At 66.8% G+C, this 15,615-nt stretch carries 12 protein-coding genes; 6 read left to right on the top strand and 6 right to left on the bottom strand.

Features of this window, described 5'->3' with window-relative positions:
* Positions 1 to 222 precede the first annotated feature (222 nt).
* Positions 223 to 837, top strand: a complete 615-nt coding sequence (locus OG884_RS22110) for an ATP-binding protein (protein ID WP_326635717.1) — start codon at positions 223 to 225, stop codon at positions 835 to 837.
* Positions 838 to 1,048: 211 nt separating this feature from the next.
* Here the strand turns inward: OG884_RS22110 and OG884_RS22105 are convergent, their stop codons facing one another.
* On the bottom strand, positions 1,049 to 1,756 hold the full coding sequence (locus tag OG884_RS22105; RefSeq protein WP_326635715.1) for a PaeR7I family type II restriction endonuclease: 708 nt from the start codon (positions 1,754 to 1,756) through the stop codon (positions 1,049 to 1,051).
* A 172-nt stretch (positions 1,757 to 1,928) separates the two neighbouring features.
* Here OG884_RS22105 and OG884_RS22100 point away from each other — a divergent pair, with 172 nt between their 5' ends.
* Entirely contained in the window at positions 1,929 to 3,611 is a 1,683-nt protein-coding gene (locus tag OG884_RS22100; RefSeq protein ID WP_326635714.1) for an Eco57I restriction-modification methylase domain-containing protein, read from the top strand.
* Between the two features lie 219 nt (positions 3,612 to 3,830).
* Here the strand turns inward: OG884_RS22100 and OG884_RS22095 are convergent, their stop codons facing one another.
* The 3 genes from OG884_RS22095 to OG884_RS22085 form a co-directional block, all read right to left on the bottom strand.
* Positions 3,831 to 4,976 carry an RNA polymerase sigma factor gene (locus OG884_RS22095; protein WP_326646966.1) on the bottom strand — a complete coding sequence of 382 codons (1,146 nt, stop codon included), beginning with the start codon at positions 4,974 to 4,976 and terminating at the stop codon, positions 3,831 to 3,833.
* 8 nt (positions 4,977 to 4,984) lie between these two features.
* Positions 4,985 to 5,392, bottom strand: a complete 408-nt coding sequence (locus OG884_RS22090; protein ID WP_326635713.1) for a YciI family protein — start codon at positions 5,390 to 5,392, stop codon at positions 4,985 to 4,987.
* 205 nt (positions 5,393 to 5,597) lie between these two features.
* Positions 5,598 to 8,003, bottom strand: a complete 2,406-nt coding sequence (locus OG884_RS22085) for an FdhF/YdeP family oxidoreductase (protein WP_326635712.1) — start codon at positions 8,001 to 8,003, stop codon at positions 5,598 to 5,600.
* 299 nt (positions 8,004 to 8,302) lie between these two features.
* Here OG884_RS22085 and aroQ point away from each other — a divergent pair, with 299 nt between their 5' ends.
* Positions 8,303 to 8,764, top strand: coding sequence for a type II 3-dehydroquinate dehydratase (gene aroQ / locus OG884_RS22080; RefSeq protein ID WP_326635710.1), 462 nt, complete (start codon positions 8,303 to 8,305; stop codon positions 8,762 to 8,764).
* A 55-nt stretch (positions 8,765 to 8,819) separates the two neighbouring features.
* On the opposite strand, the gene OG884_RS22075 is transcribed toward aroQ, so the two are convergent.
* The gene (locus tag OG884_RS22075; protein ID WP_326635708.1) at positions 8,820 to 9,200 is read right to left on the bottom strand and encodes a dihydrofolate reductase family protein; all 381 of its coding nucleotides are present in this window, start codon (positions 9,198 to 9,200) and stop codon (positions 8,820 to 8,822) included.
* A 116-nt stretch (positions 9,201 to 9,316) separates the two neighbouring features.
* Here OG884_RS22075 and OG884_RS22070 point away from each other — a divergent pair, with 116 nt between their 5' ends.
* Together OG884_RS22070 and OG884_RS22065 are read left to right on the top strand one after the other, a co-directional pair.
* Positions 9,317 to 9,823: a helix-turn-helix domain-containing protein gene (locus tag OG884_RS22070; RefSeq protein WP_326635707.1), complete on the top strand. Its 507-nt coding sequence runs from the start codon at positions 9,317 to 9,319 to the stop codon at positions 9,821 to 9,823.
* An 18-nt stretch (positions 9,824 to 9,841) separates the two neighbouring features.
* Complete coding sequence (locus tag OG884_RS22065; RefSeq protein WP_326635705.1) at positions 9,842 to 10,405, top strand: PIN domain-containing protein; 564 nt, start codon at positions 9,842 to 9,844, stop codon at positions 10,403 to 10,405.
* A gap of 227 nt (positions 10,406 to 10,632) precedes the next feature.
* Here OG884_RS22065 and OG884_RS22060 read toward each other — a convergent pair whose 3' ends face one another.
* Complete coding sequence (locus OG884_RS22060; RefSeq protein WP_326635704.1) at positions 10,633 to 11,190, bottom strand: dihydrofolate reductase family protein; 558 nt, start codon at positions 11,188 to 11,190, stop codon at positions 10,633 to 10,635.
* A 183-nt stretch (positions 11,191 to 11,373) separates the two neighbouring features.
* Between OG884_RS22060 and OG884_RS22055 the strand changes: the two genes are divergently transcribed.
* Positions 11,374 to 15,552, top strand: coding sequence for a bifunctional nitrate reductase/sulfite reductase flavoprotein subunit alpha (locus OG884_RS22055; RefSeq protein WP_326635703.1), 4,179 nt, complete (start codon positions 11,374 to 11,376; stop codon positions 15,550 to 15,552).
* The last annotated feature ends 63 nt before the right edge of the window (positions 15,553 to 15,615 follow it).

Here is a 15,615-nt window from a genome sequence, read left to right as displayed (position 1 = left end):
GAAACGACTTGCCTACTCCGAACCGAGAGGCCATCGTGAGGGAACGACCCCCCTCCGTGCCCATTTGACTTCAGAGAGTTACAAGCGAGGGGTTGGCTTCGAGAATTCGTACAACCAGTACGTGATCTGGAGCAATCATGACCAAAAGTCAGAGCAGATGCACAGCTACACAAAAGCATCGTCCGTCGCGCCGTTCCGGGCGCCGCGCGAAGGAGTACGGCAATGCGCTGGCGTAGGGCCTTCCCCGGCGCTCAGGAGCAGATCGGTGAAGCCCGGCGCTTCGTTAAGACGCTGCTGGCATCCAGCCCTCTGCTGGACGACCTGATCCTGATCACCTCGGAACTGACATCTAACGCGATCTGCCATACGGCCAGCGGGCGTGGCGGGGTCTTCGTCGTGGAGGTAACCCAGTTACCGCTCGGCAAGGACGGGTTCAGAGCGAGAATCGCGGTTCTGGACGGCGGCGCCCCCACCGACCCCATAGTGCGCTGCCGGGACGAGAACGCCCCCGGTGGGCGCGGGCTGGCACTGGTGGCCGCACTGGCGGTCCGCCGGGGCATCGACGGCGATCAAACGGGCAGGGTGGTCTGGGCCGAACTGGACTGGCATGCCCCCGCCTCTCAACAGTTCATGGATGGCTCTCCACTGGTCCCCCAGACATCCGTTGCCGCCGCCCAGGCCGAGATGAATGCTCGTTACACCGACTGGCTGATCTGGTTCGGACCGTGGAGCGGGTTCTGGTATGGGGTGCCGAAGGACACCGGCGTCCCCGCACTAATGCTCGTCGCCGTCTCAGCTCAGGCCCTGGCCGACGACATCGACGCCGCTTTCAACTGACCTTCGAAACCTGCTGATGCAAGATCGTCGTCGACCATCAGCGGTTCCCATAAGGACGGCGCGACCATGCCTTACCGGTGATCAAAAGCGATCGTTACCCGGAAAATTCTCGTCGCGACAGGCCAGAGGCGCGACCACAGACAAACCCGACCCACCACGCCCAGTACGGATAAGTCAGCAATCCCGACTTTTTATCCGTCACGCCTTAGACTCAGTGCGTCTCGCTGAGAACAGCCTTCACGTAATCGACTCGCTCTCTGATCTGTACCGCGAATTCCGCGGCGCCCGCCATAGCCAGGGGCTCGTTATACACAACTCCCTCATCTGTGACCTTAGTGGTCACAAACCAGCCGGCCTGGTATATGCGTTCCCTGACGAAGCGTTTAGCCATCTCCTGGTAACGCTCGTTGTAGGACATGCCATCAAATGCCGGATCGGTCGGAAAGAGGGTCTTCGTTGATCGGTTCCGTTGTTCGGTCTCGGTTGTTTCCTGCAGGACGAACACGTACCCTAGCCAGGGAGGAATCTCGCCATAGATCCCGTTCTTGATGTGTGCCGCGTGAGTGTCCGTCGCGGTTCCCAATGCCTCTTCGAATCGGTTGTTGATGTTCTTTCCGACGCTGCCGACCTGCGACTTGAACTCGATCGCCGCAACGAGGACGCCTTCCCATACGATCGCCAGGTCCCACTGCTTGCGGACCCGATAGTAGCCGGGCAGGTAAGGCTTGCCCGTTTTGATGCACTCCGCAGGGACTCCAGCACCGACGAATTCTTGAGCGACCAAGTTCGTGAAGCCCCCCATATGACCGTTGGCGCGGGCGGCACCACCGGATTTCCCTTGATCTTTAAGCTTTTCTATCTGCACCCGTCGCTCTGACCAGAACTCTTCGACTGCCTGCTGAACCGCTTCCTTGCGCACTGCCAGCGCTCTCCTTGCCCCGATTCGGGTTTTGAATCCGATCAAGGTAACAGGGAAAAGCGCTGCATCACGCTGGTTCGTCCACTCGTCCCGCCCCGTTATCGTCCTGTGCTCTGGCCAGCCATGGGCACGTACGCGATCGTGGATCACCACCCCCTCGTAAGGTGGCATCGTGAAGACTCTTGCCCTGGACATCGACCTCGTCCCCCGAGCCGCGCCGGCCGACATACCCGACGAGGCGGTGGAGCACGGGGAGGTGTTCACCCGTAAATGGGTCGTCGAGATGATCCTTGACCTGGTCGGCTACCGTCCAGATCAGGATCTTGCCCTGCTCCGACTCGTCGAGCCCGCCTGCGGCAGTGGGGCGTTCCTCGGTGTGATCGCCCAGCGGGTCAGCGCCTCATGCCGCAAGCACGGGCGAGACATCACAGCCGCCCTGGACGCGGTGCGGGCCTTCGATCTTCTTCCTCGGAACGTGGCCGCATCCCGCGCTCTGGTCGAGCGCATTCTGACGGCGGAAGGCTGGGCGGCCGATGACGCCTTCCATGTGGCTCAAGCCTGGGTGCGACGAGCCGACTACCTGTTTGAGCGGCCTGCGGGCACCCCTGGAGTGGATGTCGTCGTCGGCAACCCGCCCTACATCCGCCTGGAGGACCTGCCTGAGGAGCGAATGAGTCTCTATCGGGCTCTATGGCCCACGATGGTGGGACGGGCAGACATCTACGTCGGCTTCTTCGAGGCCGCTCTCCGCTCTCTCCGTGCGGGAGGCCGACTTGGGTTCATCTGCGCGGACCGGTGGATGCGCAACCAGTACGGCAGGGAGCTCCGCAAGCTCGTCGGTGATGAGTTCGCACTGGATGCCTGCATCGCGATGCACGACGTCGACGCTTTCGAGGAGCAGGTCGCGGCGTATCCGGCGGTGACGGTGCTACGCCGGGGCGTTCAGGAGTCCGCAGTGGTCGCTGACACGACAAGCCGCTTCGGAGAGACCGCGGCTCAAGACCTTTTCTCCTGGATCAACCGCCGAGAGGACCAACCCCTCCGACGGGGAACCTTCGAGGCCGCGAGGATGCCTCACTGGTTCTCCGGTGATGACCTGTGGCCGACAGGCTCACCCGCACGGCTCGCGGTCCTGGAAGACCTTACAGAGCGGTTCACGGTCATGGGCCAGACGCCTGGGGTCCGGGTGGGAATCGGTGTCGCGACCGGGGCCGACAAGGTCTTCATCACCCGTGATTCCGATCTCGTCGAGGCTGATCGGCTTCTTCGGATGTCAATGGTCCGCGACACGACCAGCGGCCGGCTCGAATGGTCCGGGCACTACCTGGTCAACCCGTGGGACGACAACGGCCATCTAGTAGATCTTGAGCGGTATCCGAAGCTTCGGGCGTACTTCACACGGAACGCTGCCGCTCTCAGGGGACGCTACATCGCCAGAAAGAACCCCGAAAAATGGTACAAAACTATCGACAAGGTTGAAACTGGTCTCAGGCAGCAACCCAAGCTGCTGTTTCCTGACATGAAGCTCAGTAGTCATCCGGTTCTCGACGAGGGTGACTTCTACCCGCATCACAACCTCTACTTCATCACCTCCGATGTCTGGGACCTGGAGGTCCTCGGTGGGTTGCTGCTGTCCAAGGTGGCAGAGGCCTTCGTAGACGCGTACGCGGTGAAAATGCGCGGCAAGACGCTCCGGTTTCAAGCTCAGTACCTCCGACGCATCCCTTTGCCGACCCCTGCGGCAATCACCCCGACGCAGCGGGAACGACTGATCACCGCCTTCAGAAACCGCGACGCGGAGGCCGCGACATCGGCGGCTCTGGACGTGTACGGCCTCACCGAATGGCCTGACTGACGAGGCTTATGAATCGACCCTCCGCGGGTCCGGACAGCGAAGTCGCCAAGATCAGCCCGGTCTGGCCTGCACGGTCGCGGTTGCTCGATTCAACGTCGGCCCGGACGTCGGCATCGGCCTGCGATATCCCGGCGAAGGTGCCGTCCGGCGCCCAGCGAACGATTGGGCATGGTGAGATCGTCGGGCGTCTCCCTCACCCGCAGGTCCGAGCGCGACCCGTCAGCTGCACCGGCGGGCGTTGAGCCGGGCGGCCTGGCGTGTCAGGTGGTCGCGCTCGGCGAGGTTGGGGGCCTTTTGGGCCGCCTCGGCGTACAGCCGTGCCGCCGTCGCCAGGTCGCCGTCGCGCTCGTGGAGGTACGCCGCCACCGCGGCGTGGCGGGGCAGTGAGTTGTCCAGCGCCACGAGCGCCGCCAGGCCGACGCGCGGTCCGTCGGCCTCGCCGACGGCCACCGCGCGGTTGAGCCGGACGACCGGGCTGTCGGTCAGGCGCGCGAGCTCGTCATACCACTCGACGATCTGCACCCAGTCGGTCTCCTCGGCGGTGGGCGCGTCAGCGTGGAGTGCCGCGATGGCGGCCTGGGCCTGGAACTCGCCCAGCCGGTCGCGGGCGAGGGCCGCCTGCAGGATCTCGACGCCCTCGGCAATCGACTTGGTGTCCCACCGGCCGCGATCCTGCTCGGCGAGCGGCACCAGGCTGCCGTCGGGCGCGGTCCGGGCGGCGCGCCGGGCGTGGTGGAGCAGCATGAGGGCGAGCAGCCCCGCCACCTCGGGGTGGTCGATCGCGGCCGCGAGCCGCCGGGTGAGCCGGATGGCCTCGGCGGCGAGGTCGACGTCGCCGGAGTAGCCCTCGTTGAAGACCAAATAGAGGACGCGTAGCACGGTGGCGACGTCGCCGGGCTGGTCGAACCGCATGCCGGAGACGGTGCGCTTGGCCCGGCTGATGCGCTGCGCCATGGTCGCCTCGGGCACCAGGTAGGCCTGGGCGATCTGGCGGGTGGTCAGCCCGCCGACGGCGCGCAGCGTGAGCGCGACCGCGGACGACGGCGTCAGCGACGGGTGGGCGCACAGGAAGTAGAGCTGGAGCGTGTCGTCCACCGTGGGCACGGACCCGGGCGCCGGCTCCTCGTCGACGAGGTCCTCACGCCGGCGGCGGGCGGCGTCCGCCCGGGTCGCGTCGAGGAACCGGTGCCAGGCCACGGTGACCAGCCAGCCCTTCGGGTCCCTCGGCGGGTCGGCCGGCCAGACGCGGACCGCCTCGACCAGCGCGTCCTGCACGGCGTCCTCGGCCGCCGCGAAGTCGGCTCCGCGGCGGACGAGGATCCCGAGCACGCTCGGCGTGAGGCTCCGGAGCAGGACCTCGTTCACCTCGGAGGTCACTCCGTGATGGTGGGCGGCGCGGCCAGGAACGGGCGCACCTCGAGCCACTCGTGGATCGGCTCCCCGCCTGCCCCAGGGGCGGCCGACAGGTCCCCGGCCAGCTCGATGGCGCGCTCGTAGCTGTCGACGTCGATCACCATCCAGCCGGCGATGAGGTCCTTGGTCTCGGCGAATGGGCCGTCGGTGACCGGCGGGCGACCCTCGCCGTCGTACCGGACGAACATCCCCTCGGGGGCAAGCGCCTGACCGTCGACGAACTCGCCGGTCCCCTCAAGCCGGGCCGCAAAGTCGTGCATGTACTGCACGTGGGCCGAGATCTCCTCCGGCGTCCACTGGTCCATGGGCACGTCGTTGACCGAAGCCGGGGCGCCGCGGTAGTGCTTGAGCAGCAAATACTTGGCCATCGTGTTCTCCTCGGTGCTGGTGCCACCCATTTTGGTCGCTTTCATTGCGGGGACGGAGCCAGTCACGAATTCTCGACATCGCCGTCCGAATCTTTTTGGGTCTCGTAGATGAACCTGGGTGAGCCGTCTCGCGGTGTCCGGGTCCGCGCCGTGGCGCAAGGGCGAAACGCGCACGACTGGACAAGTGGCTCCCGCGAGGTTTCCTCTACCCGCCCGCACCGTGGCCGACCGGGCGTTCGGCCTCTCGCCGAAGGCCGTCGTCGGCCGCGCGGCCGTCCATCGGGGTGATCTCGACGGTGAGGTGTTTGGCCAGCGGCTGCCCGCTCTGCGGGCTGAAGTCACCGAGCGCGCAGAGCACGTTCAGCTCGGGCATGTACCCGATCACGCTGCCGCGCGGAATGTCGTAGCCGAAGGCCCGGTAGCCGTAGACGCTGCGCCTGCTGCCGTCCTTGGCGATGCTGGTGATGTCGACGAGGTCGGCCTCGGCGAGGCCCCGGTCCCGCATGTCGTCGCGGTTCATCAGCACCAGGGTGCGCAGGTTCTTGACGCCCCGGTAGCGGTCGTCGTCGGAGTAGACGGTGGTGTTCCACTGGTCGTGGGAGCGCACCGTGCCCAGCGTCAGGCGGCCCGCCTCCGGTATGACGTTCGGAACCGGGGCGGTGCAGAATTCGGCGCGCCCGGACTCGGTGAGGAAGACCCGCTCGCGGGCGGGCTGGCGGATCCGGAAGCCCAGCGGCATCCGGACCCGGCGGTTGAAGTCCTCGAACCCGTCGAGGACCTGGGCCATGGTGTCGCGGATCCGGTCGTAGTCGTCGACGTACTCCTGCCAGGGCGTGGCGCTGTCCGGCAGGGTCGCCCGCGCCATCCCGGCGATGATCGCCGGTTCGGAGAGCAGTTGCCTGGAGGCCGGGTTCCGCATGCCGATCGACATGTGCACCATGCTCATCGAGTCCTCGACCGTGACCCCCTGCAGCCTGCGGCGCTGCCAGTCCTTCTCGGTACGGCCGAGGCAGGGCAGGATCAGCGCCTTCTCGCCGTGCACCAGGTGGCTGCGGTTGAGCTTGGTGCTGACCTGCACGGTCAGCTCGCAGCCGCGCAGCGCCTGGAAGGTGCGCGGGGTGTCGGGCGTGGCCAGCGAGAAGTTGCCGCCCATGCTCACGAACACCTTGACGTCGCCCCGGTGCATCGCCTCGATGGTGCCGACGGTGTCCAGGCCCCAGGCCCTCGGCGGGTCGATGCCGCACACCTCGGCCAGCCGGGAGAGGAACCGCTCGTCCGGGTGGGAGTTGACCCCGCAGGTGCGGTTGCCCTGGACGTTGCTGTGCCCTCGGATGGGACACGGACCGGCACCCTCGCGGCCGAGGTTGCCGCGGAGCAGCAGCAGGTTGACGATCTCGCGCACGGTGTCGACGCCGTGTTCCTGCTGGGTGACGCCCAGGCACCAGCTGATGATGGTGCGCTTGGAACGCAGGTAGACGTCGGCGAACTCGCGGATCCTCGCCTCGTCCACGCCCGACTGGCGCTCCAGTTGCGGCCAGCCGGCCTCGGCGCACGCCCGCCGGTAGTCCTCGAAGCCGTGCGTGTGGTCGTCGACGAACCCCTGGTCGATCGCCTTCGGGTCGGTCTCCGCCGCCTCGAACACGGCCTTCGCGACCCCGCGCAGCAGCGCCAGGTCACCGCCGATCCTCGGTTGCACGTTGAGGGTGCCGGTCCTGGTGGCGTGAAAGGTGCCCATCGCGAGGAGCTCGTGCGGCACGATCGTCTTCCCGGCTGCGGCCTCGACGAGCGGGTTGATGTGCACGATCTGGGCACCGCGCTGGTAGGCGTCGACCAGCGCGGTCAGCATGCGCGGCGCGTTGGAGGCCGCGTTGGAGCCAAGAAGGAAGATCGCGTCGGCCTTGCCCCAGTCGTCCAGGTCGACGGTCCCCTTGCCGGTACCCAGCGCGGCCTTCAGCGCGCGGCCGCTCGCCTCGTGGCACATGTTCGAGCAGTCCGGCAGGTTGTTGGTACCGAACTCGCGGACCCAGAGCTGGTAGAGGAATGTGGCCTCGTTGCTCAGCCGCCCGGAGGTGTAGAACGACGCCTGATCCGGGCTGCTCAGCCTCCTGAGCGTCGAGCCGACCAGCTCGAACGCGTCCGGCCAGGAGATCGGCCGGTACTTGTCGGATTCCGGGTCGTAGACCATCGGCTCGGTCAGCCTGCCCTGGTCCTCCAGCGCGAAGTCGCTCCAGCCGGACAGCTCGGTGACGGTGTGCTCGTCGAAGAACCGGCGCCCGACGCGCTTGGGGGTCATCTCCCAGGTGACGTGCTTGATGCCGTTCTCGCAGATGTCCAGGCGCAGGCCCTTCCTGTCGTCCGGCCACGCGCATCCCGGACAGTCGAAACCGTGGTTCTCGTGGTTCATCCGGAAGATCGCGCGCGTCCCCTCGACCGGCTCCCGCGTCTTGGCCAGCACCTTTCCGACGCTGAGCGCCGCGCCCCAGCCCGCCGCCGGATGCCGGTAGTCACGCCTGGAGAAGGGCTCGCCGGTGTTGGGCCCGCGCCCCCGCGCCGGAACCCCCGGCATCCCCTGTCCGAAGTTCTCTCCTGCGGCAAGAATGTCGTCGGCCATGAGTGGTCCCCCCGGGGTGGCACAGTCGAGCCCGACATGCGTGCACATGCCGCGATATTCCCGGTCTACCGCCCCCGCCCCCACCCCAGCCCCAAACAACCTCCCGGCCTTCCCCAAGCTTGAGCCGTCGGGCGACTCCGACACGCTTCAGAACCGTCGCGGGCGGCCCGGATGATCTCGGGGACGTACTACAGACGGCTGTTGAAGATCCGCCCCCCGTACCGGTGTGGGTGGCCGGTTCCGTACTGCCCCCCGCACACCCTCACTGCCGACACCGCCGGTCCCGCCGATGAGCGAGAATGATCCTCGTGACCTGCGTACACGTGCTCAACGGCCCGAACCTGAACCTGCTCGGCACCCGCAGACCCGAGGTCTACGGCACCATGACGCTGCCGGACGTCGAGGAACTGTGCCGCGAGGAGGCCACTCGGCTCGGCCTGGACCTGGTCTTCCGTCAGTCCAACCACGAGGGCCAGCTGATCGACTGGATCCATGAGGCCGGGGCACGCGTCAAGGCCGGTGAGGTCATCGGCGCGGTCTTCAACCCCGGGGCCTACACCCACACCTCGATCGCCCTGCACGATGCCATCGAGGGCACCGAACTACCGCTCGTCGAGGTGCACATCTCCAACGTGCACCGCCGCGAGTCCTTCCGCCACCACTCGTACATCTCCCCCGTCGCGCGCGGCACCATCGTCGGCCTCGGCGTGGACGGCTACCGCCTCGCCATCGACGCCCTGCACCGGATGTCCCCGAGGTAGCAGGCAGCGCCCCGTGGAGGGCAGCAGTGCCCAAACCGCGCGGCGGCCGTCGATCTCACGTACCCCCCACTTGGCCGAGCACTGGTTGAGGCGCCCTCGCTGCGCTTCTGCCCCTGGTCGGCGCGTCAGACAGTGGCGGGCCGGTAGAGGTGTCGGCCCACTCGGCCCTGTCCGGCGTTCGTGAGGCGACGATCTTGTCCGTGCCGTTCATCCTCGCCGCGACCGCCGGATCGGCCTTCTCCCCCTCGGGCGTCGGCCAGAAGCCCGCCATCAGCCGGTAGGTGACCCGCCCGAACACGAGCGTGCCGCTCTCGTCGAGCTGGCGCGCCGCGAACTCGCCGAACTCCTCATCGACGTTGTGCCAGCCGAGGTCATGGTTCCGCCCCTCGAAATACCCGTCGAGGGTGGTCATCATGAACGAGAAGATCTTTCGCACCGTAGCCTCCGCCAACCATCGTTCCACCACTACCGTTGATCAACGAAGCAGGTTTTCATTAGTTTCGTTTTGGGGTACTGTTCACGTACAGCAACGCGCGGTGACGGAGGACTCACATGGGCGACACGTCGTTGGCCGCGGCAGACGCCAGGACGTTCCTCCCGGAAGAAGATCCTCAGACTCAGGCGGCCATCGTTGATCTGGTCGAGGAGCTGCGCAGGCGAGGGCGATCGGTAGCCGACTGTCCAGCACTACTCACAGGTCCAGATGGATCACCATCCCTTCCGCTGCCAATGCAGGTCTATCAGGCTCTTCTGCAAGTAGCGGAGGCCCTGTCAAAGGGCCTGGCTGTCACTGTCGCACCACAGCACATGACAATGTCCACCTATGAAGCGGCCGAGCTGCTGGGAATCTCCAGGCCGACTCTGGTCAAACTCCTAGAAAATGGGGAAATTCCCTACCAACGTGCGACAGATCGCCCTGGAGCACATCGGCGAGTAAAGCTCAAAGATGTCCTTGCCTTTAAGGAAAGGCGACGCACAGAGCGGCGACGGCTGCTGGACGAACTCACCGCGGATTCCGTAGATGCGGGTACGTACGACAAGCCCGCCGGCGAGTTCTGAACAGCCTATGCTGTTCCGGTGCCGTTCTCTGCCGTGCTCGATGCCTGCGTGCTCTATCCCAACGCACTGCGAGACACTCTCTTAAGAACCGCGGAAGCCGGCATCTACCAACCCCTGTGGAGCGAGCGGATACTGGCGGAGGTTCGAGGCGCCCTGGTGAGAAACGGACGCTCCGAACAGCTTGTAGACCGTACGTTGTCATTCGTCCGAGGCGCCTTCCCCGAAGCCATGGTCAAGGGATGGGAGCCTCTCGAGGACTCGATGGGGAACCACGTCAAGGATCGCCACGTCCTGGCCGCTGCGGTTCGTGGCCATGCCGATGTGGTCGTGACCCTCAACTTGCGCGATTTCCCAAGCTCGGCATGCGACCATCTCGATGTTGAGGTCCAACACCCTGACACATTCCTGTGTTACAACCTGGAGCAGGCGCCAGACATCATCCTCCAGGTACTGCGGGAGCAAGCGAGTTCAACCGGCAAACCACCTCATTCCTCTATGTCCATCGAGGATGTACTGAGTTCGCTGGAGAACTGTGGAACCCCTGTTTTCGCCGCCACCGCACGTTCGCTGTTTAAAATGTAAGAATCCTTACACCTGACCACGACCGCGCCGGAACACGGGCCCTCGGCAGCACAAAGAGACCGCGTCTCGCCGCCGACCACTTCGCAGAACGCAAAAAAGTGTCAGGTAGTTCCATTTCCACGCCCGCCTCCGCCTTCCGCGTGACATCGTGCGTGACGAAAGCGCAGCAAGGGAAGAGGAGGATCCCGGCCCCCTCTGCGGACCCGGTGAACGTTCGGGGCAGCGCGTCAGACAGCGGGCCGGTAGTGGTGTAGGACGTTGCCGGAGTTGAAAGTTCTGGTTTTCAGTAGTTTCAGGTCGATCCTGCCCATCACGGTCCCGAAGAGCGGGGTGCCCTCGCCGAGGACGACCGGATTCACCATGATCCGCAGCTCGTCGACGAGCCCCAACCGGAGAAGACTCACGGTCAGGTCGGAACTGCCCAGGATGGCGATGTCCTTGCCGGGTTCCCGCTTGAGCCTGGTGAACTCCTCGACGAGATCCTGTTTGATCAGCCGGGTGCCGGCCCACTCGGCCCTGTCCTGCGTTCGTGAGACGACGATCTTGTCCGTGCCGTTCATCCTCGCCGCGACCGCCGGATCGGCCTTCTCCCCCTCGGGCGTCGGCCAGAAGCCCGCCATCAGCCGGTAGGTGACCCGCCCGAACACGAGCGTGCCGCTCTCGTCGAGCTGGCGCGCCGCGAACTCGCCGAACTCCTCATCGACGTTGTGCCAGCCGAGGTCATGGTTCCGCCCCTCGAAATACCCGTCGAGGGTCGTCATGATGAACGAGAAGATCTTTCGCACCGAAGCCTCCACTGATCGTTGTCCCACCGCCACCGACCATAAAGACCACCCACGACAATCCACGGAAACAAGGGTTTCGATCGTGCGGTGCGGGAAGCGAAACATCGGAAGCCACTCCATGTCACCTTCGTGTTACGGATGTTTCCTATGGTCGACGCTGATCTCTGTCGGGGAGGGGCGTCCATGGCCGCAGGAAGCGCGCAGCCGAGCAAGTCGCGGGTTCGCACCGTCTGTTCCTACTGCGGGGTCGGTTGCGGCATCGTGTTGGACGTTGCGGTCGGACCGGACGGGCGGCGTTCCGTCCGTAAGGCCTCGGGCGACAAGGACCACCCGGCGAACTTCGGGAAGCTGTGCACCAAGGGCGTGACCACCGCGGAGATGCTGGCGGCGCCGGGACGGCTCACGACGGCCCTGATCCGGCCGGAGCGGGGAGCCGAGCCGATCCCCACGGACCTGGAAACGGCGATCGCCGAGACCGCCCGCCGGTTTCGCGCCGTCATCGACGAGCACGGCCCGGACTCCTTCGCCCTGTACGTGTCGGGTCAGATGAGCCTGGAGGCCCAGTACCTGGCGAACAAGCTGGCCAAGGGCTTCATCGGCACCAACCAGATCGAGTCGAATTCGCGGTTGTGCATGGCCAGCGCCGGAACCGGCTACAAGCTGTCCCTCGGAGCCGACGGACCTCCCGGCTCCTACCAGGACTTCGAGAAGGCCGATGTCTTCTTCGTCATCGGATCGAACATGGCCGACTGCCACCCGATCCTGTTCCTGCGCATGATGGAGCGCGTCAAGGCCGGCGCGAAACTGATCGTCGTCGACCCGCGCCGCAGCGCCACCGCGGATAAGGCGGACCTGTTCCTCCAGATCAAGCCGGGCGCCGACCTCGCCCTGCTGAACGGGCTGCTGCAGCTGCTGGTCGAGAACGGGCACACCGATCCCGGCTTCATCGCCGACCACACCGAGGGCTGGGAGGCGATGCCGGAGTTCCTCGCCGACTATCCGCCCGCCGCGGTGGCCGAGCTCACCGGCATCCCGGAGGCGGACATCCGCACCGCCGCGCAGTGGATCGGCGAGGCCGGGGAGTGGATGTCGTGCTGGACGATGGGGCTCAACCAGTCCACGCACGGCACCTGGAACACCAACGCCCTGGTCAACCTGCACCTGGCGACGGGCGCGATCTGCCGCCCCGGCAGCGGCCCGTTCTCGCTCACCGGACAGCCCAACGCGATGGGCGGCCGCGAGATGGGCTACATGGGCCCCGGGCTCCCCGGCCAGCGGTCCGTGCTGGTCCCCGAGGACCGCGCCTTCATCGAGGACCTCTGGGACCTGCCGGTCGGCGCCCTCCGGGAGGACGGCGTCGGCAAGGGCACGATCGAGATGTTCGAGCAGATGGCCGAGGGCCGCGTCAAGGCCTGCTGGATCATCTGCACCAACCCCGTCGCCTCGGTCGCCAACCGCAAGACCGTGATCGCGGGGCTGGAGGCCGCCGAGGTCGTCGTCGCCCAGGACGTCTTCACCGACACCGAGACCAACGGCTACGCCGACATCGTCCTGCCGGGCGCCCTGTGGACCGAGACCGAGGGCGTTCTCATCAACAGCGAACGCAACCTCACCCTCGCCCAACCCGCCGCCGACCCGCCCGGTGAGGCGACCGCCGACTGGCTGATCATCGCCAGGATCGCCCAGGCCATGGGCTACACCGACGCGTTCGCCTACACCGGCGCCGAAGAGATCTTCGAAGAGATCAAACGCGCCCGCAACCCGAAGACCGGCTACGACCTCAGCGGCGTCAGCTATGAACGGTTGCGCGAGACGCCCGTCCAGTGGCCCGCCGAGCCCGGCGGCCCCGACCGCAACCCGATCCGCTACCTCGGCGAGGACGGGCGGCCGGTCTTCCCCACCGCCTCAGGCCGGGCGGTGTTCTTCGCCCGGCCCCATCTGCCCGCCCGGGAGATGCCGGACGACGACTACCCGTTCGCGCTCAACACCGGCCGGCTCCAGCACCAGTGGCACACTCTCACCAAGACCGGAAAAGTCGACAAGCTCAACAAGCTCAACCCCGGCCCGTTCGTCGAGATCCACCCCGACGACGCCCGGAACCTCGGACTCACCGACGGAGACCCGGTCGAGATCGCCTCCCGCCGCGGCAAGGCGGTCCTGCCCGCCGTCGTCACCGACCGGGTCCGGCCCGGCTGCTGCTTCGCCCCCTTCCACTGGAACGACCTGTTCGGCGAGTACCTCAGCGTCAACGCCGTGACCAACGACGCCGTCGACCCCCTGTCCTTCCAGCCGGAGTTCAAGGTCTGCGCCGTGTCCCTGGCCAAGTCGGCCATCCCCGTCGTGGTCACCGGGCCCGAAGGCGAGACCACCGAAGGCGAGACCACCGAGGTCGTGCCCGCCCAGCCGTCGGCTCCGGCGGCCTTCGGCGCGGATCACCCGGTGCTCGCGGACGTCCTCGGCATCACCGACCTCCGGCCGCCCGTCTTCGACGAACACGAACGCCACTACCTGGCCGGATTCCTCAACGGAATCGGGGCGGACCCGGCAGGGGTGCCGGTCCTGCCCCCCACCGCACCGCTCCGCCGCGAGCACGCGTTGTGGGTGGACGGGCTCCTGGCCGGGCGGTTCTCCCGCGCCGCCTCTCACCCGGCCATCGAACCGGCCGAACGCCCCGGCCACAGCTCACCCGTGCAGGGCCGCATGATCACCGTGCTGTGGGCGTCGCAGACGGGCAACGCCGAGGAGTTCGCCGCCACCGCGGCGCAGCGCCTCACCGCCGCCGGGCACAAGGTCACCCTTCTCGGCATGGACGACGTCGACCCCACCGCGTTGCCCCCCTCCGACACCCTCCTGATCACCAGCACCTTCGGCGACGGCGACGCACCCGACAACGGAAGCGGCTTCTGGGATGCTCTCGCCGCGACCGACACGCGCCTTGATCACCTCTGCTACTCCGTCCTGGCCTTCGGTGACTCCTCCTACAGCGACTTCTGCGGCCACGGCCGCCGTCTCGACCAGCGCCTTGAAGAACTCGGCGCCACCCGGCTGTCCCCCCGCACCGACTGCGAACCCGACTTCGAGAGTGCGGCCACCGCCTGGCTCGACCTGGTCCTCGCCTCGCTGACCGGCGGCCTTCCCGAGGCTCCCACGACGGCATCCGCGACCGTCACGCCCCAAACCGAGCCGTCCCCGGCCCGGACCGAGTCGTCACCCCCGCCCCGGACCGAGTCGTCACCCCCGCCCCGGACCGGCCCCGTGGCGGTGACCGCTCCGCTCGTCGGGAATCAACTACTCAGCCTTCCCGGCGCCGGAAAGGAGGTCCGCCGGTTCACCTTCGACCTCACCGGGAGTCCGCTCGCGTACCAAGCCGGAGACGCGCTCAGCGTCCGGCCCGCCAACGACCTGGGCCTCGTCGCCGAATGGCTGACGCTCACCGGCATCGACGGCCAGACCCCCGTCGACCTCGACGGCCCCGGCACCGTCCCCTTCGGCGAGGCACTGCACCTGCACCTCGACATCACGAAGATCACCCCAGGCCTGCTCGGATTCCTCGCCGACCGCACCGGCGACAGGCACCTGCGCAAACTGCTCCGCCCCGACAACAAGGGCGAGCTCGCCCAATGGTCCTGGGGACGCCAGGCCGCCGACGTCCTCGCCGAACACCCCGTCAAGGCCACCGCCCAAGAATGGGCCACGACCCTCAAACGGCTCCAGAACCGCCTCTACTCCATCTCCTCAAGCCCTCGCACCGACCCCGACAAGGTGTCCCTGACCGTCTCCGTCGTCCGCTACGAAAGCACCCTCGGTCAGGCCCGCAAGGGCGCCTGCTCCGCGTTCCTCGCCGACGCCGAACCCGGAACCCCCATCCCCATCCATGTCCAGCCCTCCCCGCACTTCCGGCCACCCGCCGACCCCGCCACCCCCATGGTCATGATTGGCCCCGGAACCGGCGTCGCCCCCTTCATCGGCTTCCTCCACGACCGCCGCGCCCAAGGACACCCCGCCCCCAACTGGCTGTTCTTCGGAGAACAGCACCAGGCCACCGACTTCTACTACCGCGACGGCCTCACCGAACTCCGCGACGACGGCACCCTCGACCGCCTCGACACCGCCTTCTCCCGAGACCAGCGCAACAAGATCTACGTCCAGGACCGCATGCACGAACACGGCCACCGCCTCTGGACCTGGCTGGAGAACGGCGCTCACCTCTACGTCTGCGGCGACGCCTCCCGCATGGCCAAAGACGTCGACAAAGCACTCCGCGACATCATCACCACCCATGGCGACCTCACCGAACAAGCCGCCGACACCTACGTCAAACGCCTGTCCACCGACAAACGCTACGTCCGCGACATCTACTGAAAGGGCGGAGCGGTGGACGCCACTCCAGTCGGACCACGCGAAGCGGCCGGCGATCCGGCCCCC

The sequence above is a fragment of the Streptosporangium sp. NBC_01755 genome, from assembly GCF_035917995.1.
In the GTDB taxonomy this organism is placed as follows: domain Bacteria; phylum Actinomycetota; class Actinomycetes; order Streptosporangiales; family Streptosporangiaceae; genus Streptosporangium.
The sequence above is the reverse complement of the archived record's forward strand: the minus strand, read 5'-3'. Positions and strand labels throughout refer to the sequence as shown.